Genomic DNA, 24,385 nt, shown 5'->3' with positions numbered 1-24,385 from the left:
GCCGAACTAGCGTTTGATGCCCTCATCCGTCAGCACCATGACCGGATATCCGCGATATTCCGCCGGCGCGCCATGATCGGGACCGGCCACACGCAGGAAAATCTGCCCCTCTCCGATGCCGGTGCCCACCACGGGGCGGCCAGCCTCCGTCAATTCCTTGAACAGGGTGCGGGCGGCATCGGCGAGGGGATGCTTTTCGGGAATCTGCGGATCGGTCATGGGGCTTTTTGGGCTCTGATTGGGTCGGGCGACACTCTGCCCCACCCGCCGGACGGGGTCCAGTCCGGCTTTCAGACCCCGGCCCGGATGCAACCGTCCCCTCCCGTCACCGCATAACAACGGTTCCATGCGTCGGTCGCAAAACCATCATGACGCGCAAGAACGACTTTGGTCGCGGGGCCAATTTCGGTAACGGTGTTACATAAATTATGGTAACCGGTTACCATAAAAATGCTTGCATCTTAATGCCTTATTCCCATTGGGGATTTTTGGTATCGGGAACAAAATTACCGGGTACGCACTACAAAATCGGCACAGCGGGTACCCGACCGATCCTGTCGCCGCTGCCCATCATTCCTTTCCGTCAGGCGGGAAAAGCCTTTCCGACCATGACGCGGCGCACCCTGAAAGCTTCACAAAGATTACCGGATGCGTCATCGTGCGAAACCATAAAGACAGCCGGCATAATCCTGAAACGGAACACCGGCACCCTGGGTCGCCTGCCGAGACTAGGAACTTTTCCAATAGGGGGAATCGGATCGAATGAAAATCGCCATTCCGAAGGAGCGCCGGGCGCATGAGCTGCGTGTCGCAGCCACGCCGGATACGGTGCGCAAATATATCGGGCTGGGTTTCGAGGTGGTGGTGGAAGCGGGCGCCGGCCTGGGTTCCGCCATCACGGACGAGGCCTTTACCGCTGCCGGTGCGACCATCGCCGCCGATGTCACCAGCACCCTGACCGGTGCCGACATCATCCTAAAGGTGCAGCGTCCGCTGGCCGAGGGTGAGGGCGATGTGAACGAGCTGGCATTGATCAAGCCCGGTGCCATCCTGATCGCCGGCCTGTCGCCCTATGGCGCGCCGGAAACCGTGGCCGCCTATGCCGCCGCCAAGATCGACGCGTTCGCCATGGAATTCATGCCGCGCATCACCCGCGCACAGAGCATGGATATCCTGTCGAGCCAATCGAACCTGGCCGGTTACCGCGCCGTGATCGAGGCCGCGAACGAGTTTGGCCGCGCCTTCCCCATGATGATGACCGCCGCCGGCACGGTTCCGCCGGCCCGCGCCCTGATCATGGGTGCCGGTGTGGCTGGTCTGCAGGCTATTGCGACGGCCAAGCGTCTGGGTGCGGTCGTGTCCGCCACCGACGTGCGCCCGGCTACCAAGGAACAGGTGGAGTCCTTGGGTGGCACGTTCGTGGCCGTGATGGATGAGGAATTCCAGCAGGCACAGACCGCTGGCGGCTACGCCAAGGAAATGTCGAAGGAATATCAGGCCAAGCAGGCGGCCCTGATCGCCGAGACGATCAAGAAGCAGGATATCGTCATCACGACGGCCCTGATCCCCGGTCGCAAGGCCCCGGTCCTGGTCACCGACGAGATGCTGAAGACCATGAAGCAGGGCGCGATCCTGGTGGATCTGGCCTGTGAACAGGGTGGCAATGTCGAAGGCGCCGTGGCCGGTCAGGTCGTGGAAAAATATGGCGTAAAGATCGTGGGCCGCATCAACATGCCGGGCCGCATCGCCGTGGATGCCTCGGCACTCTACGCCAAGAACCTACTGAACTTCATCACGCCCTTCGTGGACAAGGACACGAAGGCGCTGAAGATGAATTGGGAAGATGACGTCGTGAAGGGCACGGGTCTGACCCGTGACGGTGCCGTCGTCCACCCGTCGTTCAACAAGCCCGCCGCCTGAGGAGCCAGATAATGATCCTTGCCAATGCGGACAGCGGTGCGGAACTGCTGAACAATCTGGATGCCGCGCGCGAGCAGGCGGTCCAGCTCACCGACAAGATTTCCATGCTGGAGGCGCAGCTTGCCAATGCCGGTGGCATGCCCTTCATCGTCATCGGCCTGACCGTCTTCGTTCTGGCCTGCTTCGTGGGCTATTACGTCGTCTGGAAGGTGACGCCGGCCCTGCACTCCCCCCTGATGGCCGTGACCAACGCCGTGTCGTCGGTGATCATCGTCGGTGCGCTGATCGCCACCGGTGCCGCCGATAATGGCCTGTCTGCCCTGATGGGTTTCCTGGCCATCGTTCTGGCCAGCGTCAACATCTTCGGCGGCTTCATGGTCACGCAGCGCATGCTGTCCATGTACAAGAAGAAGGCGCCATCCGGCGCCGCCAAGAAGTGATCGGGGAGGAACCATAATGCTCGTCACCGCATCGCTTCTCTATCTCGCCTCCGGCGTGCTGTTCATCCTGGCCCTGCGTGGCCTGTCCAGCCCGGAAACCGCCCAGACGGGCAACCGCTTCGGCATGATCGGCATGGCGCTGGCCATCGTCACCACGCTGATCGCCCTGCCGGCGCTCACCGGCAAGACGCTGGAATTTGGCCGTCTGGTCATGATCGTGGCTGGCATCGCCATCGGCGGTGCCGCTGGCATGGTCATCGCCAAGCGCATCCAGATGACGCAGTTGCCGCAGCTGGTGGCCGCCTTCCACTCTCTGGTCGGCTTGGCCGCCGTGTTTGTGGCCGGTGCCGCCTTCTACTCGCCCGAAAGCTTCAATATCGGCAAGACCGGCGACATCCATGTCGGCTCGCTGATTGAGATGAGCCTGGGCGTGGCCATCGGTGCCATCACCTTCACCGGCTCGGTCGTCGCCTTCCTGAAGCTGGATGGCCGGGTCAGCGGCAAGCCGCTGGTCTTCGGTGGTCAGCATATGCTGAATGCCGGCCTGGGCATCGCCCTGGTCGCCCTGATCATCCTGCTCTGCATCACGCAATCGCCGCTGCTGTTCTGGATCATCGTCATCCTGGCCCTGGCGCTGGGTCTGCTGCTGATCCTGCCCATCGGTGGCGCTGACATGCCCGTGGTCGTGTCCATGCTGAACAGCTATTCCGGCTGGGCGGCGGCGGGCATCGGCTTCACGTTGCAGAACAACCTGCTGATCATCACCGGGTCGCTGGTCGGTGCCTCTGGTGCCATCCTGTCCTACATCATGTGTAAGGGCATGAACCGGTCGATCATCAACGTGATCCTGGGTGGCTTTGGTGGCGATGCCGCCGCTGGGGCCGCCGCCGGTGGTGCCGCCATCGACCGCAGCTTCAAGGCCGGTTCCGCCGACGACGCCGCGTTTATCATGAAGAACGCGTCCAAGGTGATCGTGGTCCCGGGCTATGGCATGGCCGTGGCCCAGGCCCAGCACGCGCTGCGCGAAATGGGCGACCTGCTGAAGAAGGAAGGCGTGGAGGTGAAGTACGCCATCCACCCCGTCGCGGGCCGCATGCCCGGCCATATGAACGTGCTGCTGGCCGAAGCCAACGTGCCCTATGACGAGGTGTTCGAACTGGACGAAATCAACCGCGATTTCGGTCAGGCCGACGTGGCCTATGTCATCGGTGCCAACGACGTGACCAACCCCGCCGCCAAGACCGACCCGGCCAGCCCCATCTTCGGCATGCCGATCCTGGATGTCGAAAAGGCCAAGACCGTGCTGTTCATCAAGCGGTCGATGGGTGCCGGTTACGCCGGCGTCGAAAACGAACTTTTCTTCCGCCCCAACACCATGATGCTGCTGGGCGACGCCAAGAAGGTCACCGAAGAGATCGTGAAGAACCTGTCGGGCAGCGGACATTGATCCGCTGACTGATCGGGATTGAGAAAGGGCCGCTCCGGCGACGGGGCGGCCCTTTTTGTTTGGGGTCGGAGGCGTAAGGTTTAATATGGGAGCGGCACAAGGGTTCTTATTGTGTTTTATCATTATAACATTAATTATAACTGTGGATAATTAGATCATATTAAAGGTTATGACCGATGAATCGGGACGCCTTATGCCACGCCGTTCGCCAAACGCTGATCAGGCTCCCCGCACCCCATGACAGCCATTATGGGATTGTGCCGCTGCCACCGCCAGAGGAGGCCATTGCCATTGGTGATAGGCGAGCGGTCATGGAAGAGGCAATCGCTGCCTTGCGAGAAGTTGAAACCTTGGCACAGGAAATGTCCGACCCCTGGATTATCAGTCGGATCATTGCCCGCCAGGAAGCCCTGTCGAGTTCTGCCATTGAAGGCACCAACAGCACATTGGACGAGGTATTGAGCGTCGAGGAAGAAGCCGACGACACCACACGGCATGACGCCCGTCAGGTGCGGTCCTACGCCATGGCTTTGGACCGATTGGTGCCGGAAGCGCGCGCCATTGGCCACAATATCTTCAGCCTTGACCTCATCCGCCAACTGCATCGAGAGGTGATGTGCGATAACCAAGATTATCCAGACACCCCAGGGGAATGGAGAACCCAGGTCGTGTGGATCGGCGGCAGAGGGATTGAGCATTCCACCCTGAACCCACCGCCACCGGATCATGTTGAAGGCTGCCTGCTGCATACGGTGGACTATCTACGAAACGAAGGCATGCAGGCCCAGACCCAGAACCTGTTGACGCGCATGGCAGTGGCGCACGCACATTTTGAAGCCGTGCATCCGTTCCGCGATGGCAATGGTCGTGTCGGTCGCCTGTTAATGCCCCTGATGATGGCGGCTGAAGGGAGAGTGCCCTTGTACCTGTCGCCCTATATCGAGGCACGCAAGGACCGCTATTACGCAAGTTTAAGGGCCGCACAGCAACAACTGGACTGGGGGGCTGCGGCTGGGTTCATGGCCGAAGCGGTGGTGGCGACGGTCACAGAACTGAAAGCAACACGGCAAGCAATGCGTCGCCTGCGGATGTTGTGGCTTGAGCGGCGACGCCTGCGCGGCGGGTCGGGTGCGTTGCGCACGCTCGATATGCTGTCGGACTATCCAGTATTGACTGTCAATCGCTTGGCCGCTTGGCTGGACATCACATTCCCGGCTGCGGCAAAGGCAGTGGACACGCTGGTGTCGATGGGCGTGCTGAAAGAACGCACCGGATACCGCCGAAACCGTCTGTTCGCCGCGACCGAGGTGCTGTCGATCCTAAATCGCCCCTTTGGCACAGAGCCGGTGTTACCAGAGCGATAGGGCAACAAGGCGGCCCACCGGGCCGCCCCCACCCCATTCCTCAATGGCGAAAGTGCCGCATCCCGGTGAACACCATCGCCAGCCCACGCTCGTCGGCAGCGGCGATCACCTCCGCGTCGCGCATTGACCCGCCCGGCTGGATCACCGCCGTGACACCGGCATCGGCGGCGGCCAGCAGGCCATCGGCGAAGGGGAAGAAGGCGTCGGACGCGACCACCGAACCCTTCGTGCCTACCTCGCTCAGGCCAGCGGCCTTGGCGGCGTCGGCGGACTTCCAGGCGGCGATGCGGCTGCTGTCCACGCGGCTCATCTGCCCCGCACCAATGCCCACCGTGGCGCCGGCCTTGGCATAGACGATGGCGTTGGACTTCACATGCTTGCCCACGCGGAAGGCGAACAGCAGGTCGGCCAGTTCGGCCTCGGTCGGGGCGCGCTTGGTGACGACCTTCAGGTCGGCCTGGGCGATGCGGCCATTGTCGCGGGTCTGCACAAGATAGCCGCCGGACACCGACTTCACGAACAGGCCCTGTTCCGCCGGGTTGGGCATGGAACCGGTCAGCAGCACGCGCAGGTTCTTCTTGGTGGCCAGGAAGGCCTTGGCCGCCTCGTCCGCGTCAGGCGCGATCACCACTTCTGCAAACAGCTTAGCGATCTGCTCGGCCGTGGCCGCGTCCAGCGTGCGGTTCATGGCGATGATGCCACCAAAGGCCGACACGGGATCACAGGCCAGGGCGCGCGTATAGGCATCCAGCAGGTTGTCGCCTTCGGCCACGCCGCAGGGATTGGCATGCTTGATGATGGCGATGGCCGGACGGTCGAACTCCGACACCAGCTCGAACGCCGCATCCGTGTCATTCAGGTTGTTGTAGGACAGTTCCTTGCCCTGAAGCTGCGTCGCCGTGGCGATGCCGGGGCGCTTGTCACCGGTCGTGTAGAAGGCCGCCGACTGGTGCGGATTTTCGCCATAGCGCAGGGTCTGGCGCAACTCGCCACCAAAGGTCAGGCGCTGGGGATATTCCTGGCCCAACTGACCCGCGAACCAGCGGGAAATGGCGGCGTCATAGGAACCGGTGCGGGCATAGGCCTTGGCGGCAAGGGTGCGGCGGAAGGCCAGGGTGGTCTGGCCGTCATTGGCCTCTAACTGGCTCAGCAGCTCGGCATAGTCCGAGGCATCGGTGACCACGGCCACGAAATCATGGTTCTTGGCCGCACCGCGGATCAGGGACGGGCCACCAATATCGATATTCTCGATACAGGTCTCAAAATCCGCGCCCTTGGCCACCGTCGCCTCGAACGGATACAGGTTCACCACCACCAGGTCGATGCCGGGGATGTCGTGGGCCGACATGGCCTCGGTATGGGTGGGGAAGTCACGGCGGGCCAGGATGCCGCCATGGATCTTGGGGTGCAGGGTTTTGACCCGTCCGTCCATCATTTCCGGGAAGCCGGTATGGTCGGATACTTCCGTCACGGCGATCCCGGCGTCGGCCAGCGCCTTGGCAGAGCCGCCCGTGGACAGGATATGGACGCCGCGCGCGGCCAGCGCCTTGCCCAGGTCAATCAGGCCCGTCTTGTCGGAGACGGAGATGATGGCGCGGCGGATGGGGACGAGATCGATGCTCATGGGTCGTGATCCTGGCGGATGGTGCTATGGAACAAACGGAACCGGGCCGATCCATCTGGACCGGCCCGGCAGTGGTGTTGACGCGGCAAAGCGTCAGGTGTCTATGTCATTTCCCTCGCGGCGCAGGCCCCACTTCACCAGGGTTTCACCCGGTTGCGTGGTGCCGCGCAGCACGATCTGGGTGGTCGACCGCGGGTCGGCACCCTGCCCCAGATAGATGCTGTCTGTGGTTTCAATCTCCGCCCCGCTGGCTCGGAATTTCCACAAGGCACCCGATGGCAGACGCAGCAGCAGGGCCGCCTCATCCTCCAGGGTCGCCACGCGGACGCCGGGATGCAGGTGGAAGCGGACGGCGAACTCATGGCCGGCAGACCCGGCCATCCGGTCCTGCCCGCGCAGATCCTCGCCGCTTTCGGCCAAAAACAGGCGGCGGTGATGGATGATGCCGCCCCGGTCGCGATAGCCATCATGATGGGCATCAACCAGGGTACCGGCATCGCCATCCTGGCGGTCCACCTGCACCTTGGCCGGCCGGCGGGACAGCCCACCCTCATCATTCACACCGCTGGAATTGGTGTCGTCGATGGTCAGCGTCGAATGCGCCGCCGTGGCGGCCAGGGCGGCGCGCCACGGCCCCTGATCGCCCGGATGCGCCCCGCAATTCACGATCAGGCGTTCACGCCCGATGCTCATCTCAAATGACAGGGTGCCGGCATGGGCATGCTCGTCCAGGCCGGGGGCAGGTGGCAGGCCCGTATCCATCAGAATACAGGTGCGTCCCGCTGTGATGCGCTCAAATCCGATATGCGGCGTGGATTTCAGGGGGCGGCCGCGCGCATCGGCCTGACCCAGGACGGTGTCGATCAACACCGCCTCGCCTTCCTGCGCGCCATTGAACAGGGCAAGACCGCCGTCGCCGTGGCGGAAGAAGCGCAGGGTGGGCGTCATGCGGTCGATGGCATGCTGCACCGCCTCGGGCAGATCTTCACGCCCCGCGCGGTAGCAACCCCGGATATCGATCAGATGGCGCAGAACCAGAAGCTGTGCCGACGGGGAATGTTCCACATGGCCGCCATCGGGCAGCACCTGCTTCGGCAGTTCCCGGTTCAACAAGGCACGGGCCCGGTCGGTGACGCGCGACAGGCCCGACAGGCACATGCCGCCATAGACCATGCCCTTCAGCGTGCCCAGCAGGGCCGCACCCTTCAGCCGGCCCGGAACCGCATGTTCCAAAAACCGGACCTGACGGGCCAGACTGTCGAACACACGGGCGCGCAGCTGATCATCGGCACTGGCCAGGAAGAAATCATGCTGGCCGATCCAGGCCGCAACACGGGTGGCCAGGATATCAGGTGCCCAGGCGACGGGGTGCCAACGCTTGCCGAACATGTCCAGCCAATGGCTGACCAGCACGCGGGCCTGCCGCCGGGCCGCATCGCCGCCCGTGGCACGCAGATGGCGCAGCCAGTCGAAACCATGCATTTCCGCCAGCCAGGGGGCCGACGCCGTCGGTTCCAGCCAGGGCGGCATCTCACCCGAAAAACCCTGCCCGGCGAAGCGGAAGCGGTTATTCAACAAGTCCTGCCCATGATGGGCATCGCCGGGCCAGGGGTCAGGCGGGACGAGCGACAGTTGCTTGGGCGCCGGCCCCGACAGCGCCATCATCTGGTACAGGCCGGTCGCGCGGTACCAGCCGCCCGACCCTGGCTTGAACCTTTTATGCGCCATGCCGCCGGCCATGCTGCGCGATCAACCGTTCTGGCCGCGCAGGGCGCGCATATTGGCGGCGTAAGCCGACGGCCCGCCGACAAAGGTCGCCGTACCGGCCACCAGAACATCGGCACCCGCCGCAATGCACTGTTTGGCCGTTTCGATATTCACACCGCCATCAACCTCCAGGTCGATCTGCCGGCCGCCCTGAGCGTCCGACACAGCGTTGATGCGGCGGCGCAGCTCGGCGATTTTGTCCAACTGGGAGGAAATGAAGCTCTGCCCGCCAAAGCCGGGATTAACCGACATGACCAACACAAGGTCCAGATCACCCAGCAGGTAATCCACCATCGACAGCGGCGTGTGCGGGTTCAGCACGATACCGGGCTTCTTGCCCAGGGACCGGATCAGCTGCACCGTGCGGTGCGGGTGCGCGCCAGCCTCGGGATGGAAGCTAATGATATCCGCGCCGGCATCGGCAAAGGCCTGGATGAAGTTATCGACGGGCGCGATCATCAGATGCACGTCGAAGACCTTGGCCGTGTGCGGGCGCAGGGCCTTCACCACGCCGGGGCCGATGGTGATGTTGGGCACGAAATGCCCGTCCATGACATCGATATGGATGTAATCCGCACCGGCGGCGTCGATGGCGCGCACCTCCTCACCCAGACGGGCAAAGTCGGCGGACAGGATGGACGGGGCGATCTTGACGGGCTTGGTCATCATAGGCCCGGTTGGTACCAATTACAGGCCCCGCCGACAAGCCGGGTTCGGCGCATGAATGGCTGGTTACCGGCACATGGCGGCGGGGTCAGGGGGCTGGATAGAGCCATTGCAGGCCCTGGATCAGCCCCACCGGGAAGGTGGTTTCATGATAGGTGCCCTGGGATACCTCCGACATGACCTGTAACCCCGGATATTTGCGCGCCCGCAGACGCTTGGCCATATCCTGCTGATCGGCCACCATATCGCGACTTTGACTATAGCGTTTATCGCCAGGCTTCGCCGCCTCGAACGACCCGGTGGTCATATAGAGTTTCGCCTTCAAATCCTTGTGCGCCTTGGCATAATCCGCCTCCAGCGTCCGCAGGGCATAATCCTTGTACCAGATGGACGGGCTGGTCAGGATATAGCTGCTGAAATGCTGCGGCTGGGTGAACAGCACCCACAGGCCGAACAACCCGCCATAGGACTGGCCCACCAGGGTGCGGCGGGCCGGATCGATGCGGTAGGTCTTCTCAACCAACGGCATCGCCTCCCTCACCAGAAGATCCAGATAGGCTGCCGCCCCGCCCGATGCGCTGGGCAAATCGGCGGCGGGCCAGGGCGTCAGGTCGCGGCGGCGGCTCTCCATGCCGTTCTCGCCCTTAGCCGTGGGCAACCCGACCAGGATGAATTCCTCTAGCCGCTTCTGACTATGGGCCAGTCGCGTGATGCCCGACGCCACCTGAAACGTGTAATCGCCATCGGTCAGGTACAGCACGCCATAGCGCTTGCCCGCATTCTTCGGATCGGCATATCCCGGCGGCAGCTTCACATAGAGATCATAGGTCCGGCCATTCAGCGCCGATGTCACAGTATGGACGCTGGTCCGCTCCACCTGATAGGCGGGCAACGCCTCCTGCGCCTGGACGGTCGCGCTGGTGAACAACAGGGCCGCAGCCAGAAACCAGGAAAAACGCATCCGGGATTTCCCCATCGAGTTGCCGAGATAAGGTCGGTGTATGAATTTCCCGATTGCCCGGTCAAGCACCGATCCTGGCCGTTGACGGAAAGCTAAGCGGCCCCCACTCTGAACTATGAGATGCGCAGCCCCGGAGGCCGGCCATGGACAGAGTGAACCTTGCCGATGTCGCCAGCAACCTGACCCGCCTGATCGAACGGGCCGAGGCAGGAGAGGAAATCATCATCTACCGCGCCGGCCAACCCGTGGCCCGCCTGATGCCGCCGGTGGCAGAGGAAGCATACCCGACGCCTAAACCCAGGCGGCAACTTGGGATTCTGGCCGGCAAGGGCTACTGGGTCGGCGATGATTTCGATGATCCCTTGCCGGAAATAGCCCGTTCGACCGCATGTTGATTGCACAGGCCAGGATGGAGGCTTTGCTGCTGGTGACAGCGGATGCGATGATCCCAACCTACGCGGTGAAGACCCTGTCGGCGCGGGCGTGAGAAAGGGTGGTCCCATGGTTGAGGTACATGTCGTTCCGGCACTGACCGACAATTACATCCACATCCTTCACGATGCCCCCCACGGAGTCACCGTTGTGGTCGATCCCGGCGAAGCCCCGCCCGTGCGCGCCTTTCTGACCGAACGCGGCTGGCGGCTGACCCATATCCTGGCCACCCATCATCATGGCGATCATATTGGCGGCATCACCGACCTGCGCGCCGACAGCCACGCCACCCTGATCGGCCCCAGGGCGGAGGTGGAGCGTATCCCGGAAATGGACGCCACCTATGGCGAGGGCGACCGCTTCACCCTGGGCAGCCAGACGGTCCACGTCTTCGACACGCCGGGCCATACGCGCGGCCATTGCGCGTTCTTCTTTGAGCAAGCTGGCCTGCTGTTCAGCGGTGACACCCTGTTCTCGCTGGGCTGTGGCCGCCTGTTCGAAGGGACGCCGGCCCAGATGTGGGACAGTCTGTTGAAACTGCGCGCCTTGCCGCCCGAAACCCGGATTTATTGCGGCCATGAATATACGGCCAGCAATGCCCGTTTCGCCCTCTCCATCGACCCGGACAATCTGGCCCTGAAGGCCAGGGCGGAGGAGGTGGCGGCCTTGCGGGCCAAGGGCCTGCCCACCATCCCCGCCCGCCTGTCGGATGAACTGGCGGCCAACCCGTTCCTGCGGGCTGACGATCCCGGCCTAGCCAGCCATTTCGGCCTGACCGGCGCACTGCATGCCAGCATCTTCGCCGCCATCCGCAAGGCGAAGGATGAATTCCGGGGCTGATCCCGGACTTTGATCCCCCCAAACCCTGGAAGCGTCCATGAAGCTGCGTTACAGCCAGACCTCCCCCTTCGTGCGCAAGGTGTTGATGGTGGCGCATGAGGTCGGGTTGGCCGACCGGATTGAATTGTCGCCGACCGATGTCTGGTCGCCCGACAGCCCCATCGTGCGCGAAAACCCGTTGTCGAAAATTCCAACCCTGCTGACCGATGACGGCATGGTCCTGTTCGACAGCCCCGTCATCGTCGAATATCTGGACAGCCTGCATGACGGTACCAAACTGATCCCCGCCATCGGTCCCACCCGCTGGCTGGCGCTGCGGCAGCAGGCAGTGGGCGATGGTATCTGTGACGCCGCCGTCCTGCGCCGGCTGGAGGGCTTGCGTCCTGCCTCCCTGCGTTCCGCCGAATGGGACAGCCGGCAGCGGGCCGCCATCTTCCGCGCCTTCGACCGGCTGGAGGTGGAGGCCGGCGATCTTCCCGACCCGGATGCACCGACGGTCGGTGGTTTGGCCGTGCTGTCGGCCATGGGCTACATGGATTTCCGCTTCGCCCATGAACCCTGGCGTCCCGGACGGCCTTCCCTTGCACATTGGTTTGAAACGGCTTCGAAACGAAATAGCTTTCTGGCTACCCTTCCGCCAACGGAATGAACTTCATGAACCATCTGACGCCAAGGCAGATTATCGACCTGCTGGGCATGCGCCCGCACCCGGAGGGGGGCCATTATGTGGAAACCTTCCGGGCACCCGCCGCCGATGGCGGGCGGGCGGCGCATACGGCCATCTATTTCCTGCTGCAGGCGGGGGAATATTCCCACTGGCACCGGGTGCTAGATGCCGATGAGATCTGGCATTTCCATGCCGGCGCGCCGCTGGTCCTGACAATGTCGCCCAACGGCCATGACGCCTCGGCCCACCATCTGGGTACTGATCTGGCTGCCGGTCACCGGCCCCAGATCATCGTGCCCGCCGGCCATTGGCAGACGGCGGTCAGCCTGGGGGCCTGGACGCTTGTGGGATGCACCGTGGTGCCGGGCTTCGAATTCGCGAAATTTGAACTTGCCCCACCCGACTGGCGCCCCACACCGCGCAAATTGTCAGAGACCTGAACGGTCGGGTCGCCGCCAGCGGAACAGCATGCGCCCCAGCGGGGCCAGCATGGCACCCAGCATGATGATGGCAATCACTTGGATGGCCACGAGCAGCGGCGCATCCAGATCATCATGGATCATGCGTTCCCCGAAAACGGCCATGCCGCCCCCAGCGATCAGCAGCAGCGCCATCATCCGCACCGGGGCCACGGGCGCGGCGCGGCGCATATCGGCGGCCAGGAACAGGGCCGACCCGATGGAAATGACGGGAAAGCACCAGGGGCAGAACAGATGCACCAGTTCCGGCATGTCATGCGCCGCTGTATTCTGATGCCCGCTTTCCCACAGGACCAGCATCCAGAACATCGCCGCCGGCAACCAGATCAGCCGTTCCCACCCCCGCCGACCGGGCACCGAAAACGATATGGCCGCAAATCCGGCCAGCAGCGCCGTCACCAGCGCCAATCCCTGTTCGGCCAGCCAGTCGACCTGCGTCACCACCAGCGAAAGGTCGCCCCTTACCCCATGCCAGGTGGTGGCAAGCAGCATCAGACCGATAGACAGAATGGCCCAACGCAACAGCCGCAGAACCGGCGGCGGCAAGCGGCGGGCGGGGCTGCCCTCCGCGCTCAACCGGTCGATCAGGTGGCTCACGTCAGCCATGGTCCATATCCTTCCCCAACAATTGCCGCAGCCCCGCGATGCCGCGATGCACGGCCACTTTCAATGCCCCGACGCTGACGCCACTGGCCTCAGACGCTTCTTTCAAACTCATGCCCTTGACCTTCAGCATGTCGATGGCGACCCGCTGCCGTTCGGGCAGCTGCGACAGAAGCGGCCCCAGATTGATACTGGGCGGCGCATCTGCCTCCGGCTGCGGCACCGTATCGGCAAGGCCGTCATCGAACTCCGTTTCCACGGCCCGGCGGCGATAGGTACGGCGCAGCGCATCCGACAGCCGGTTGCGGGCGATGGTGCCCAGCCAGGGGCCAACCGGTCGCCCCGGCTGATAGGTGGGCAGGGCCTGATGCAAGGCCAGCAGCGTGTCCTGGATAAAATCATCCAGATCGGCTGAACGGGTCAGCTTTCCACGCCCCACCGCCCGGACCAGGGGAACGGCGGCGCGCAAAAAGGTACCATAGGCCGCGCGGTCACCCTCCTGCGCGGCGGTCAGTAACCGGCCCAGATCGGCATCCTTTTCCGTCACCAGCCCCCCATCCGTCCCCAGCTTGTCACTTGGTCGGCTTAGGGGCTTTGGTGACACCATGTTCTTCCAGGAAGGCCTTGAATTTCTTGGCATCCAGGAAATAGAGGTCAAGGCATTCATTGAACTTGTCCGGGTCCTTGATAGCCTTGCAAAGCTGTTCGGCTTCCTCAGTCGCCGTCTGCTTCTGCGCCTTCTCCGACGCACTCATGCTGGGCGCATCGGTCTGCTGGGCCAGGGCGGACGGCGCAATAGCCAGCAACAGGGCCGGCACGAAGGGCAGGAAACGGCGGACAAAGGACATGGCGTCACCTCGCAATCAGGACAGGATCAAGCAGACGTCGCCACAGGCCGCGCAAGGCCGCATCCAACGACAACTGCCCCGGCCCTGTCAGGAACAGGACCAGCCCGACCATGATCCATGGAATCTGTTCCGCCGCAATGGCGATGCCATTCTCAATCCCCTGCGGTGTGCGACCGATGACCAGGAACAGCACAGCCGACATCACCGCCAGCCCCGCCGCCCCGACCCGTCCGGCCAGCCCCAGTGCCAGCAGCAGGCTGAGCACGATTTCCGCCCCCGTGGTCAGGGGGGCCGCGATTAGTGCCGGCAGAAAGGGCACCGGATGCACATCGGTGAACAGGAAGGCCTGGCTGTCCCAGGTAAAGACCCGATGCCAGCCGGCGGTAGCAAACGGCCAAGCCAGCCACAGGCGACCCAGCAGCAATAGTCCCCCCCGCCCCAGCGCACGGGCATTGCCGCATCGACTGTGGGACCGGGATTGACCAGAAGGCGCAAGATTGAACGGATCATGGTTGATCACCATCAGTTATGGCGGCGATCAGCCCATGGCCAAGCAGCAGCGCCAGCAGCGGGGAAAGCGCACCGGCATCCCGCAGATGCCCAGCCGCCGTCAGAAGATCAGTCCCATCACGCAGGGCCTGTACAAACGCACCGGCATCAGGCGGCAGCAAGGTCGCCGCCACCAGCAGATCCGGCCCGCGCCAAATCAGCGCCACTGCCTCCGGTCCATCCAGCGGCAGGGGGGGAGCGCCCCCCTTGATATCCGTCCGCCCCTCCCACCATCCGGCAAGGGGTGCCAGGGAACCCGCCACCAACGCTGCGGACGGGATCAGCGGCAGACGCAGGCGTGCCAGTGCGTCCGGCGGCCACTCCGCCAGCGCCCCGGCACCGACAGGATCGGCATCCGCCGCGAAATAGGCAAGGTGCGCCGCCCAATCGGCGGCGGCCAACACCGGCAGATTACCCGGCAGATCGGCACCGAACCCGTCGCCATAGGCCGACAGCATGGCCGGCCCCGGCGGATGGGCCCGCAGGTGACGCTTCGCCGCCTCCGCGAAAGCTTCTGCTCCCAGGGCGCGTTCCACACTGGGATAGGCCTGGGCCAGAACGCCGGTCAGGGAAGCCGTGACGGTCGCGGTATGAATGAACAACGCCTTGTCCACCGGTACGGCGGCAGGGCGCAGATAAGGCAGGGCGCTGCCAAACGCGTCGATATCACCGTAACAGGCCCCCAGCATGGCGCGTTGCAGGTCGATCAGCATGACAAGGCCGCCCCCCGCACCGCATCCGCCTTCGCCGCCTGGGCCAGCAGCACCGGCAGCGGCGGCAGGGCCGTATCCCATTCCACCAGGGTCGGGCGCGGCCCGAACTGGCGGGTGGCAAGGTCATACAGGGCCCAGACCGGGTCCGGCACGGCGCTGCCATGATCATCAATCAGCAGGGTGGCACCGTCCACATCCAGGCTGGCATGACCGGCCAGATGGATTTCGCCCACGGCGTCGCCGGGAAAGTGCCGCAGCAGCCGCGCCGCGTCCTGCCCCCGGTTGCGGGCCGAGACATAGAGATTGTTGACGTCCAGCAGCAGGCCGCAGCCAGTGCGGACCACCAGTGCCGACAGAAACTCCCCCTCCTCCATCTGGTCCTCCTGGAACCGCAGATAGACGGACGGGTTTTCAACCAGCAGGTGCCGGCCCAATGCGTCCTGCACCCGCGCCACATTGTCGGCGACAATGTCCAGCGTCTCCCCCGTCAACGGCAGGGGCAGAAGGTCGGGCACATGCGTTCCCGCCAGACCGGTCCAGGCCAGATGGTCCGACACCATCGCCGGCTCAAACCGCGCATACAGCGCCTTCAGCCGGGCCAGATGTTCCCCATCCACGCCATCGGCAGCACCCAGTGACAGGGCAACCGAGTGAAAGGAGATGGGGTAGTCCTGACGCAGCTTTTCCAGCTGCGCCAGACGCGGACCGCCAGGGACCAGATAGTTTTCCGCATGCACCTCCAGCCACCCGACCGGTTGGGCCGCCGCCAGGAAATCCGGCACATGCAGGTGCCGGAGTCCGACGCCGGCCGCATCGGCCAGGTTGGGGATGGTGGGGGGATGGGCCGGGGGGCGCATGCGGAAATCTGTCAGAACGGCGATGATTACTTCTTGGCCTTGGTATTGGTGCCTTCAAAGGCAGTCACGCTGCCGCCAGCAGCCTCACAGGCTTCCTTGGTCATGGCCTTGAAATCCTGGCCGCTGTAATCGACCTTGGACTGGGTGGCGCAGGAATGACCGGCGGCCTTGTTGGCGCAGTCATTCTCACCGGCCTTGGACACGCCATAGCACTTCACCTTTTCACCATCGGCGGCATGGGCCGGGGCGGCGATGGCGGCCAGGGACAGGGCACCGGCAACGGCGGCGCCAAGGGTCAGGGCGGTCAGGCGGACAGAAGTCGACATGGGTGCGTTTCCTTTGAACGGGGTCCAGGGACAAGCGGCGCCGTCATCGGCGTCCGTATCCCCTCATTCGCCGCCCATCTGGAAAGGTTACGCCGTTTTTTGAAAAAAGTCGGAACATCAAAAAGATTTAGAACTGTATATATTTTCTATTGATGGGAACAAACCCAGGCCGCATACGAAAACGGCGGGTCGGAATAGGCCGGCCCGCCGTTCACGGAGGTAAACTGGCATGCAGAAGATGCCGTTTATCCTTGTGCTTCGTATCCCGGTCTGGCGAGGGCGTGTTCTGCACGTCACCGTCATCCTGGGCCGAGGCTTAGGTGGGTGGGTCGGGTTCACGAGACCCGGCCCACCTCCTCCGACTATAGGTGAAAATGAGGGGATTTTCTAGCGTGGTTGCGGGTCACACCGTCTCCGCCTTGAACGGCCGGGTCATCAAGGCATCGATGATTGCGTCCAGATCGGCCCCATGGTTCAACAGCGCGTCCACCGCCTGGCACAGCGGCATGTCCACCCCCTTTGCTGCCGCCAGCTTGGTGACCGCACGGGCGGTATAGACGCCCTCTGCCACCGACCGACGCTCACCCAGAACCTCTTCCAGGCTGCGTCCCTGGCCCAGGGCGGCCCCCAGCGACATGTTGCGCGATTGCAGCGATGAACAGGTCAGCGTCAGATCGCCCAGGCCCGAAAGGCCCATCAGCGTCTCTGCCCTGGCCCCCAGGCGCGCACCCAGCCGGGCGATTTCCGCCAGACCGCGGGTAATCAGGGCGGCGCGGGCATTGTCGCCCAGATTGCGGCCATGGACGATGCCACAAGCGATGGCCAGCACATTTTTGACGGCCCCGCCCACCTGCGCGCCCACCAGATCGTCCGACAGATAGGGCCGGAAAGTGCGCCCACCCAATGCTGCCAGCAGGCGGCGGCCCAGCGCCTCGTCCCGGATGGCCAGCGTTACGGCGGTGGGTAGCCCCTTCGCTACCTCCGCCGCAAAGGTGGGGCCGGACAGGACGGCCACGGGCTGGCTGCCCAATTCCGCCTCCGCCGCCTCGCTCATCAGGCTGCCGGTGTCGATCTCAATGCCTTTGGCGCAGATGATGACGGGCACACCCGGCTTCAGATCGGGCTTCAGCGCACGGCAGGCGCTGCGCAGATGCTGGGCTGGGGTGACCAGCAGCAAGGCGTCGGCCTGCGCTGCCTCATTCATGGAGGTGGTGGCCCTGATGGCGGGGTCCAGCTTGATGCCCGGCAGGAACAGGCTGTTCTCATGCCGCTCATTGACGCTCTCCACCACCTCGGTCTCGCGCGCCTGCAAAACGACATCGGCACCGGCGCGTGCCGCCGCCATGGCCAGCGCCGTTCCCCAGGCCCCGGCCCCGATCACACCGATGCGCCGCATGGCTTGTCCCCTTTGCTTATATCCGGTCAGGGCTTTCCGCCCCGTTCTGAGAAAGGCTTAGCGCGCGGGGAGCCAAAAATAAACAGGGCCGGGCGGGGTGATCCCCGCCCGGTCACGATTTGTCCGTCACTGCTGAGGTCATTACATGGTGGTGTCGCCGGCAGAAGAGGCCTGGATAGTGCAGTTGGTGCCGCTCACCTCACACTGGGTCAGGGCGTCGGCGCGGGCCTGTTCCTCGGTATCGCGCACCACCCAGCCAAAGGCACCGTCATCCGACATAGCCAGCGCCTTGGCACCGGCGGCCTTCTCGTAGTCAGCCACGACCTCGCCGCGCAGATCGGCGGCGTCAGTATGGTTGCGGGCCAGTTCGCCCAGTGTGCTGCCGCCGGCCACGGCCTGACCATCGACGGAGATCACGCGGCAGGTCTCGCGCGTCACCTCGGCACAGCGGGCCAGAGCCGCGATTCGGGCTTCACCGCCATCAATGCCGGATGCGTAACCGACGGCACCGTCATCGGCGATGGCCAGCGCCTTGTGGCCCTGCAATTTGTCATACATGGCGACGGCTTCCTGACCCACGCCGGACAGGTTTTCCAGACCCTTGTCGGCCTTGGCGGCATGGGCCATGACGGGGAAGGCGATGATGGCGGCGGTGGTGGCCAGAACGAACTTGATCTTCGACATGATGTCCCTCCGTTGAATGTCGTGCCGTCCCATCCCGGGCGGCTTCGAGGGAAAAACATCGTGGAAAAGCCTTGGTTCCCACCCCGATGCAGAAGTCACGAAATCACCTTGGTTTCGCCGGATTCCGAAGCACCTGCCACATTGACGCCATGGATTGCCGCCCCTGAACCCGGCATTATGAGCGCAGAGCGTGATATCGCCGGTCATAGTCGATGACCGGCGATATGGCGGCGACTGCCGCCGCGCGGCCCATGCCGCGTGAGCCAAGCGTGCGGATGCACGCGCCCGGCGATTGAGGGGGCAAAAAAAGGGAGGATGCCATGCTGCTCTATGATGACGTGATCGCCCCAACGCCCCGCCGTGTGCGCATGTTCCTGGCCGAAAAGGGGGTAGATGTTCCGCGCCGGCTGGTGACCATCGGCAAGGGGGAGCATCTGTCCCCCGATTACCGGGCCCGCGTGCCCAGCGGCCGGGTTCCCGCACTGGAACTGGAGGATGGCACCATCATTTCGGAAAGCATCGCCATCTGCCGCTATCTGGAGGAACTCTATCCCGAACCCAATCTGATGGGCCGCGACGCCAAGGAACGGGCGCTGATTGAGATGTGGCAGCGGCGGATGGAATTCGAACTGCTGCTGCCCATGGCCGGCGTGTTCCGCCATACCCATCCCAAAATGGCCGCCCTGGAATGCCAGGTCCCGGCCTATGCGGAGGCGCAGAAGCCACAGGCGGAAAAGCGTTTGTCACGGCTGGATCATGATCTGGGCCTGACCGCCTTCATCGCGGGCAACCGTTTCACCATCGCTGATATCACCGCCTTCACCACCCTGACATTCTTCCCGCGCCTGTGCGCCATCACGCTCGACACCATGCCCAATATCCAGCGCTGGCTGGCCAGCATTGCCGACCGTCCCAGCGCCAAGGCCTGAAGCAACCCTAAGCGGGTATGCCCTCTGTATAGGTCTTTGAAAGAGGGCCGTAATTTGGCGGATATGAAGGCGTTTCTTAACGACTTCCCGCTAGACATTGATAATCATCACCTTTAGCTTGGCCGGAAAGCGAGACATTGGACGGCGTGCAGGGGGACAGGGGCATGGGATTCACGACGGCATGGCGGCGTTCCACCGACCGTTCCCGCAAAATGGCGACTGCCGTCGCCCTTGCGGCCCTGGTCAGTATTACTACCCCCGTCGTGGCGCTCGCCAAATATGCCTCTATCGTCATTGATGCCAAGACGGGGGAGGTGCTGCATGAAGCCAGCGCCGATACCCGGAATTTCCCGGCCTCCATGACGAAGATGATGACCCTGCATCTGGTCTTCGACGCGCTGGACGCCGGCAAGATCCGCCTGAACCAGCCATTGGCCGTCTCCCGCCATGCCTCCAACATGGAACCCAGCAAGCTGGGTCTGCAGCCGGGCGACAGCGTCACCACCGAACAATGTATCCAGGCCTTGGTGACCAAGTCGGCCAATGATTGCGCCGTCGTCCTGGCAGAGGCGCTGGGCGGCAGCGAGGCGAATTTCGCCCGGATGATGACCGACCGCGCACGCCAGTTGGGCATGACGCGCACCACGTTCCGCAATGCCTCGGGCCTGCCCAATGCCGGGCAGCTGTCGACGGCCCGCGATTTCGCGCGTCTGGCGCAGAGCCTGATCTATGATCACGCCAAATATTATCCCTACTTCTCCGCCACCTCCTTCACCTACAAGGGGGCCGTCCACCGTAACCATAACCGGTTGATGAGCCGGTATGACGGCATGGACGGGCTGAAGACCGGCTATATCCGCGCGTCGGGCTTCAACCTCGCCGCCTCGGCGGAACGCAATGGCCGCCGCCTGATTGGCATCGTGTTCGGGGGGCAGACGGGCACTTGGCGCGACAACCATATGGCCGACCTTCTGGACGATGCCTTCACCGGCAAGCGCGGCGCGCCCATGCTGGTGGCCAGCAACCAGTCCAAGCCCGCCAAGGGCAAGTCGCGCGCCAAGCCGACGGCACCGGAAGCCGTGGTCGCCGCCGTGTCCGACAGCCTTGTCGGCACCGCCAACGCCGCCCCGGCGGTCGCCACCGTAGGCAGCGTGCCGGCATCGCGCGCCAATGGCGGCTGGGCCATCCAGGTCGGCGCCTATAATGACAAGGCGCAGAGCCAGCGGGCCGTTAACCAGGCCACGCAGAAAGCAGGTACCCTGCTGGACAGCGCCACCCCGCACCTGATGGAAGTATCCACGAACAAGGGTACCCTCTACCGCGCCCGCCTGACTGGCCTGGATGAAAAGACGGCCCGCCGCGCCTGCGCGCAACTGTCCAGGGCCGGGCAGAAATGCCTGACCCTGCCACCGGCCTGACCACCCTCATCCCCAATCTATGGTAGCGGTCCGTCCTATCCAGGGCGGGCCGTTTTGCGATCTATGGCTGTAGCATAAATCGGATATCGTATATTCATTGACGACGCCGGTAATTTGCCCTTACTGCATCCCGTTAACCATTTTCATCGGTACTTCCATGGGCGCGCAGACGATCGCCATTGTCGAGGATGACAGCGATTTACGGGGCATGCTGGCCGACTTCCTGACCGGCCAGGGCTTTAACATCCTTGCGGCACCGGACGGTGCCAGTTTCCGCGCCCAGATGGCGGCAGGTACGCCCGATCTGGTGATCCTGGATATCGGTCTGCCCGATGACCATGGCTACACCATCATGGAATGGCTGCGCGAACGCGGAACCGATTGCCCGCCCATCATCATCGTCACCGGTGCCACCAGCCCCCGCGACCGCAGCGCCGGGCTGGATTTGGGTGCCGATGATTATGTCTGCAAGCCGTTCGATCTGGGGGAATTGCTGTCGCGGGTGCGCGCCGTCCTGCGCCGTTCCGCGCGCACGCCGGCGGTACCTCCCCTCAACGACATGCATATCCGCTTCGGCCCCTGGCTGCTGAAACGCGATGACCGGGAACTGGTGCATGAACCGGACGGGCGGGTTGTCGATCTGACAGCTATGGAATTCGACCTTCTGTCGGTGATGGTGCAGCGGCCCAATCAGGTGTTGAGCCGGGATGAACTGCTGCAATTGGCCCATACCCGCAAGGCGGAGCCGTTTGACCGCGCCATCGATGTCCGCATCACCCGCCTGCGCAAGAAGATCGAGATCAATCCCAACCATCCCGGCTATATCCGCACCATCCGGGGCACGGGTTACATGTTCCATCCCGAAGGCGCGGTTTAACCCCCCACCAACTCCAGCAGCTCCGGCCCCACCGCCGCCCCGTCCGGCCAGACTCTGATCGTCGGGGCCGGATCGCGTCGCCGTGCCATTGCCAGAAGCGGGCGCAATTCAAACCGGAACAGGCTGGGTGCCCCGTCCAGAAGGATCAAGCGGGGCCGCATGGCCGCAAACAGGGCCAGCAGGGCCGCCGCCCGCCGCTTCTTCCAGGCATGGTCCGCCGGATATCCATCACCATTCAGCATCAGGCCTAGCACCTCCTGACTTTCCTGCGCCGGCGGCAGGGGGTACAGCGTCACACCGGACGGCAGGGGCACGGCAATCGGCATCCCGCCCCAGGCCAGCATCACCTCCCCCTCCCGCGCCAGGATTTCCGCCTGTTCCAGTCGCGCCGCCACCTCGCCGGGCCGCATTGGCTGGGCCCAGAACAGGATCGGGTGCGGATACTGGTTAAGGCTCATGGCGGGGTAGGGCTGGACAGCGGGGGGCGGTTGCGTCACCACTTATATAATAAGGTGCCACACGATAAATCGGTACCGCAGGGAGGGAAGATTGATCGCCAGCCTGACCGCGCAGGTCGAGGCGCTCCGGCGCCTGCCCCTGTTCAAGGATGTGGAGACGGCACAGCTGAAACTGCTGGCCTTCACCAGCGAACCCGCCTGCTTTCATGATGGCGACGCCCTGTTCCGACAGGATGAGCCGTCGGATGCCGCCTATGTCATCCTGGAAGGAAGGGTGGATATTGTGATCCAGGCCCCTTCCGGCCCCATCGACCTGGGCACCTTCACCGGCAGCGGTATTATCGGAGAAGTCTCGATCCTCTGCGACCGCCCGCGCATGGCCACCGCCGTAGCCGTGGGCGATGTCGCCACCCTGCGCATCGGGCGTGACGCCTTTTTCCGCCTGATTGAGGAATTTCCGCGCATCGCTCTGCCCATGCTGCGCGATGTGGCACAACGGCTGGAATTCATGACCCTGGAGCTGAGCCGCGCGAAAGGCTGATATCCTTCCCCAACCGGATGACTTCCCCCCGGTGCCCGGCCTTTGGCATAAGGGGCGTGGAACCGACAGACCAGGAAGGAAACGCCATGGCCCGCCGCACCCCGAAAAAGCTGCTGACCCTGCTTCTGCCGCTTTATCTGGCCGCCTGCTCGACCAACCCTGTCACGGGCGACCGGCAGGTGACGGGCCTGATGCCGCCGGAAAAGGAAGCGGCCATCGGGGCGCAGCAGCATCCGGAGATGCTGAAGGAATTCGGCGGCAAATATGGTGACGCCAAGGTCCAGGCCTATGTTGACCGGCTGGGCCAGCAGTTGGCCGCCAAAACGGAAATTCCCGGCACTCGCTATACTTTCACGGTCCTGGACAGCCCCATCATCAACGCCTTCGCCCTGCCCGGCGGCTATGTCTATGTCAGCCGCGGCCTGATGGCCCTGGCCAACAGCGAGGCGGAACTGGCGGGCGTAGTGGGACATGAGATCGGGCATGTCACGGCCCGCCATTCCGCCGACCGCTATGGCCGTGGCGTGCTGGCGCAGGGCGGGGCCGTCCTGGCCGGCATCTTCCTGGGTCAGCAGGTGGGCCAGATGGCCCAGCAAGGCGCGCAGGCAGCACTCGCCAGCTTCTCCCGTGGTCAGGAATTGCAGGCCGACAATCTGGGCATTCGCTATATGACGGCGGCGGGCTATGACCCGCGCGAAATGGCGGGGTTCCTCTCCTCCATGGGCCGGCATGCGCAGCTGGAGGCGCTGCTGGCAGGCCAGCAGGGCAAGGCCGACCAGTTCTCCTATCTCCAGACCCATCCACCCACGGGCGACCGGGCCGAACGGGCGGCAGCGGCAGCCAATGTGACGCCGGGGGCCAGCTATCTGGTCCGGCAGGATGAGTATATGCGGGCCATTGACGGCATGATCTATGGCGACAGCCCTGATCACGGCTTCGTGCGGGACCGGGTCTTCGCCCATCCCGGCCTGGGCCTGCGGTTTGAGGTGCCGAACGGCTTCCGGCTGCTGAACAGCGACAAGGCGGTGGTAGGCATCGGCCCCAACGGCGCGCAAATGGTCTTCACCGAGGCACCCGGCCAGGGTGCCTACAGCGCCGGGGACCATATCGTCAGCGTCTGGGCCAAGGGCGCGCCCCTGTCCGACCTGCGGTCCCTGACCATTGACGGACTGCCCGCCGCCACCGCCATCACCCGCCTATCCGGCAAGGATGGCCCGGTCTTTGCGCGGCTGGTCGCCATCGCTGGCACCAACGGCACCTACTACCGGTTCCTGTTCACAGCGGGGCTGGAACAGGCGGGCGGTCTGGATGCGGGTTTCCTGGCTACGGCCCAGGGCTTCCGCCGCCTGACCGGTGCGGAAAAGGCAGGGCTGAAGCCCTACCGCCTGAAGGTGGTGCAGGTGAAGCCGGGCCAGAAAGTGGCCGATTTCGTGGCCGCCATGCCCATCAAGGATTACGCGGAGGAACGGTTCCGCGTGTTGAACAACATCCCGCCGGGCACGGAACCGCGACCCGGCCTTTGGATAAAGACCATTATCGAAGGCTGAGACGGGGCCGGTTATTGCCGGGCCTACCCTGT

28 protein-coding genes are annotated in these 24,385 nt (G+C 64.0%); 13 read left to right on the top strand and 15 right to left on the bottom strand.

Annotated features, from left to right (window positions below; all coding sequences use genetic code 11):
• Positions 1–6: 6 nt before the first annotated feature.
• The gene (locus ABC729_RS00330; RefSeq protein ID WP_495605691.1) at positions 7–219 is read right to left on the bottom strand and encodes a hypothetical protein; all 213 of its coding nucleotides are present in this window, start codon (positions 217–219) and stop codon (positions 7–9) included.
• A 543-nt stretch (positions 220–762) separates the two neighbouring features.
• Between ABC729_RS00330 and ABC729_RS00325 the strand changes: the two genes are divergently transcribed.
• From ABC729_RS00325 to ABC729_RS00310, 4 genes are all read left to right on the top strand, one after another.
• A complete protein-coding gene (locus ABC729_RS00325) occupies positions 763–1,920 on the top strand; it encodes a Re/Si-specific NAD(P)(+) transhydrogenase subunit alpha (protein WP_495605690.1) in 1,158 nt (385 codons plus the stop codon).
• Positions 1,921–1,931: 11 nt separating this feature from the next.
• A complete protein-coding gene (locus tag ABC729_RS00320) occupies positions 1,932–2,360 on the top strand; it encodes an NAD(P) transhydrogenase subunit alpha part 2 (RefSeq protein ID WP_495605689.1) in 429 nt (142 codons plus the stop codon).
• A 16-nt stretch (positions 2,361–2,376) separates the two neighbouring features.
• Positions 2,377–3,807, top strand: a complete 1,431-nt coding sequence (locus ABC729_RS00315) for an NAD(P)(+) transhydrogenase (Re/Si-specific) subunit beta (protein WP_495605688.1) — start codon at positions 2,377–2,379, stop codon at positions 3,805–3,807.
• Positions 3,808–3,983: 176 nt separating this feature from the next.
• Positions 3,984–5,171 carry a Fic family protein gene (locus ABC729_RS00310; RefSeq protein WP_495605687.1) on the top strand — a complete coding sequence of 396 codons (1,188 nt, stop codon included), beginning with the start codon at positions 3,984–3,986 and terminating at the stop codon, positions 5,169–5,171.
• 40 nt (positions 5,172–5,211) lie between these two features.
• Here ABC729_RS00310 and purH read toward each other — a convergent pair whose 3' ends face one another.
• The 4 genes from purH to ABC729_RS00290 all read right to left on the bottom strand — a co-directional run bounded on the left by purH (position 5,212) and on the right by ABC729_RS00290 (position 10,189).
• The gene (gene purH, locus ABC729_RS00305) at positions 5,212–6,795 is read right to left on the bottom strand and encodes a bifunctional phosphoribosylaminoimidazolecarboxamide formyltransferase/IMP cyclohydrolase (RefSeq protein WP_495605686.1); all 1,584 of its coding nucleotides are present in this window, start codon (positions 6,793–6,795) and stop codon (positions 5,212–5,214) included.
• A 93-nt stretch (positions 6,796–6,888) separates the two neighbouring features.
• Positions 6,889–8,523, bottom strand: a complete 1,635-nt coding sequence (locus ABC729_RS00300) for a heparinase II/III family protein (protein ID WP_495605685.1) — start codon at positions 8,521–8,523, stop codon at positions 6,889–6,891.
• 21 nt (positions 8,524–8,544) lie between these two features.
• Positions 8,545–9,231 carry a ribulose-phosphate 3-epimerase gene (rpe, locus tag ABC729_RS00295; protein ID WP_495605684.1) on the bottom strand — a complete coding sequence of 229 codons (687 nt, stop codon included), beginning with the start codon at positions 9,229–9,231 and terminating at the stop codon, positions 8,545–8,547.
• Between the two features lie 85 nt (positions 9,232–9,316).
• Positions 9,317–10,189: an alpha/beta hydrolase gene (locus ABC729_RS00290; RefSeq protein WP_495605683.1), complete on the bottom strand. Its 873-nt coding sequence runs from the start codon at positions 10,187–10,189 to the stop codon at positions 9,317–9,319.
• Positions 10,190–10,332: 143 nt separating this feature from the next.
• Between ABC729_RS00290 and ABC729_RS00285 the strand changes: the two genes are divergently transcribed.
• The 4 genes from ABC729_RS00285 (at position 10,333) to ABC729_RS00270 (ending at position 12,568) form a co-directional block, all read left to right on the top strand.
• The gene (locus tag ABC729_RS00285; protein ID WP_495605682.1) at positions 10,333–10,584 is read left to right on the top strand and encodes a type II toxin-antitoxin system Phd/YefM family antitoxin; all 252 of its coding nucleotides are present in this window, start codon (positions 10,333–10,335) and stop codon (positions 10,582–10,584) included.
• Between the two features lie 106 nt (positions 10,585–10,690).
• Positions 10,691–11,461 (top strand): hydroxyacylglutathione hydrolase, encoded by a 771-nt coding sequence (gloB, locus tag ABC729_RS00280; RefSeq protein ID WP_495605681.1) that lies wholly within the window; start codon positions 10,691–10,693, stop codon positions 11,459–11,461.
• 37 nt (positions 11,462–11,498) lie between these two features.
• The gene (locus tag ABC729_RS00275) at positions 11,499–12,110 is read left to right on the top strand and encodes a glutathione S-transferase N-terminal domain-containing protein (RefSeq protein WP_495605680.1); all 612 of its coding nucleotides are present in this window, start codon (positions 11,499–11,501) and stop codon (positions 12,108–12,110) included.
• Positions 12,111–12,115: 5 nt separating this feature from the next.
• Entirely contained in the window at positions 12,116–12,568 is a 453-nt protein-coding gene (locus ABC729_RS00270) for a cupin domain-containing protein (RefSeq protein WP_495605679.1), read from the top strand.
• Here the strand turns inward: ABC729_RS00270 and ABC729_RS00265 are convergent.
• The 9 genes from ABC729_RS00265 to ABC729_RS00225 all read right to left on the bottom strand — a co-directional run bounded on the left by ABC729_RS00265 (position 12,557) and on the right by ABC729_RS00225 (position 18,583).
• Positions 12,557–13,213, bottom strand: a complete 657-nt coding sequence (locus tag ABC729_RS00265; RefSeq protein ID WP_495605678.1) for an NrsF family protein — start codon at positions 13,211–13,213, stop codon at positions 12,557–12,559. The two genes, ABC729_RS00270 and ABC729_RS00265, sit on opposite strands and share 12 nt — an antisense overlap.
• The gene (locus tag ABC729_RS00260; RefSeq protein ID WP_495605677.1) at positions 13,206–13,757 is read right to left on the bottom strand and encodes a sigma-70 family RNA polymerase sigma factor; all 552 of its coding nucleotides are present in this window, start codon (positions 13,755–13,757) and stop codon (positions 13,206–13,208) included. The genes ABC729_RS00265 and ABC729_RS00260 overlap by 8 nt, the downstream gene beginning before the upstream one ends.
• A 25-nt stretch (positions 13,758–13,782) precedes the next feature.
• Positions 13,783–14,058 carry a hypothetical protein gene (locus tag ABC729_RS00255; RefSeq protein ID WP_495605676.1) on the bottom strand — a complete coding sequence of 92 codons (276 nt, stop codon included), beginning with the start codon at positions 14,056–14,058 and terminating at the stop codon, positions 13,783–13,785.
• 4 nt (positions 14,059–14,062) lie between these two features.
• Complete coding sequence (locus tag ABC729_RS00250; protein ID WP_495605675.1) at positions 14,063–14,482, bottom strand: DoxX family protein; 420 nt, start codon at positions 14,480–14,482, stop codon at positions 14,063–14,065.
• Positions 14,483–14,564: 82 nt separating this feature from the next.
• A complete protein-coding gene (locus ABC729_RS00245; RefSeq protein WP_495605674.1) occupies positions 14,565–15,320 on the bottom strand; it encodes an HvfC/BufC family peptide modification chaperone in 756 nt (251 codons plus the stop codon).
• A complete protein-coding gene (gene bufB / locus ABC729_RS00240) occupies positions 15,314–16,177 on the bottom strand; it encodes an MNIO family bufferin maturase (RefSeq protein ID WP_495605673.1) in 864 nt (287 codons plus the stop codon). Before bufB ends, ABC729_RS00245 begins: the two co-directional genes overlap by 7 nt.
• 26 nt (positions 16,178–16,203) lie before the next feature.
• Positions 16,204–16,503 (bottom strand): BufA1 family periplasmic bufferin-type metallophore, encoded by a 300-nt coding sequence (locus tag ABC729_RS00235; RefSeq protein WP_495605672.1) that lies wholly within the window; start codon positions 16,501–16,503, stop codon positions 16,204–16,206.
• Positions 16,504–16,906: 403 nt separating this feature from the next.
• Entirely contained in the window at positions 16,907–17,899 is a 993-nt protein-coding gene (locus ABC729_RS00230) for an NAD(P)H-dependent glycerol-3-phosphate dehydrogenase (protein ID WP_495605671.1), read from the bottom strand.
• A 141-nt stretch (positions 17,900–18,040) separates the two neighbouring features.
• Positions 18,041–18,583, bottom strand: a complete 543-nt coding sequence (locus ABC729_RS00225) for a hypothetical protein (RefSeq protein ID WP_495605670.1) — start codon at positions 18,581–18,583, stop codon at positions 18,041–18,043.
• Positions 18,584–18,903: 320 nt separating this feature from the next.
• On the opposite strand from ABC729_RS00225, the gene ABC729_RS00220 reads away from it, so the two are divergent.
• The 3 genes from ABC729_RS00220 (at position 18,904) to ABC729_RS00210 (ending at position 21,807) form a co-directional block, all read left to right on the top strand.
• The gene (locus tag ABC729_RS00220) at positions 18,904–19,512 is read left to right on the top strand and encodes a glutathione S-transferase family protein (protein ID WP_495605669.1); all 609 of its coding nucleotides are present in this window, start codon (positions 18,904–18,906) and stop codon (positions 19,510–19,512) included.
• Positions 19,513–19,676: 164 nt separating this feature from the next.
• Entirely contained in the window at positions 19,677–20,930 is a 1,254-nt protein-coding gene (locus ABC729_RS00215) for a serine hydrolase (RefSeq protein ID WP_495605668.1), read from the top strand.
• Positions 20,931–21,087: 157 nt separating this feature from the next.
• Positions 21,088–21,807, top strand: a complete 720-nt coding sequence (locus ABC729_RS00210; RefSeq protein WP_495605667.1) for a response regulator — start codon at positions 21,088–21,090, stop codon at positions 21,805–21,807.
• On the opposite strand, the gene ABC729_RS00205 is transcribed toward ABC729_RS00210, so the two are convergent.
• Positions 21,804–22,304 (bottom strand): hypothetical protein, encoded by a 501-nt coding sequence (locus ABC729_RS00205; RefSeq protein WP_495605666.1) that lies wholly within the window; start codon positions 22,302–22,304, stop codon positions 21,804–21,806. The genes ABC729_RS00210 and ABC729_RS00205 overlap by 4 nt on opposite strands.
• Before the next feature lie 52 nt (positions 22,305–22,356).
• Between ABC729_RS00205 and ABC729_RS00200 the strand changes: the two genes are divergently transcribed.
• Together ABC729_RS00200 and ABC729_RS00195 are read left to right on the top strand one after the other, a co-directional pair.
• A complete protein-coding gene (locus tag ABC729_RS00200) occupies positions 22,357–22,806 on the top strand; it encodes a cyclic nucleotide-binding domain-containing protein (RefSeq protein ID WP_495605665.1) in 450 nt (149 codons plus the stop codon).
• Positions 22,807–22,892: 86 nt separating this feature from the next.
• Positions 22,893–24,353 carry a M48 family metalloprotease gene (locus ABC729_RS00195; RefSeq protein WP_495605664.1) on the top strand — a complete coding sequence of 487 codons (1,461 nt, stop codon included), beginning with the start codon at positions 22,893–22,895 and terminating at the stop codon, positions 24,351–24,353.
• Positions 24,354–24,385 lie beyond the last annotated feature (32 nt).

This window comes from Niveispirillum sp. CC-CTL257, from assembly GCF_059489915.1.
Note: the sequence above shows the minus strand (reverse complement) of the source record. Positions and strands in the feature narration are given on the sequence as shown.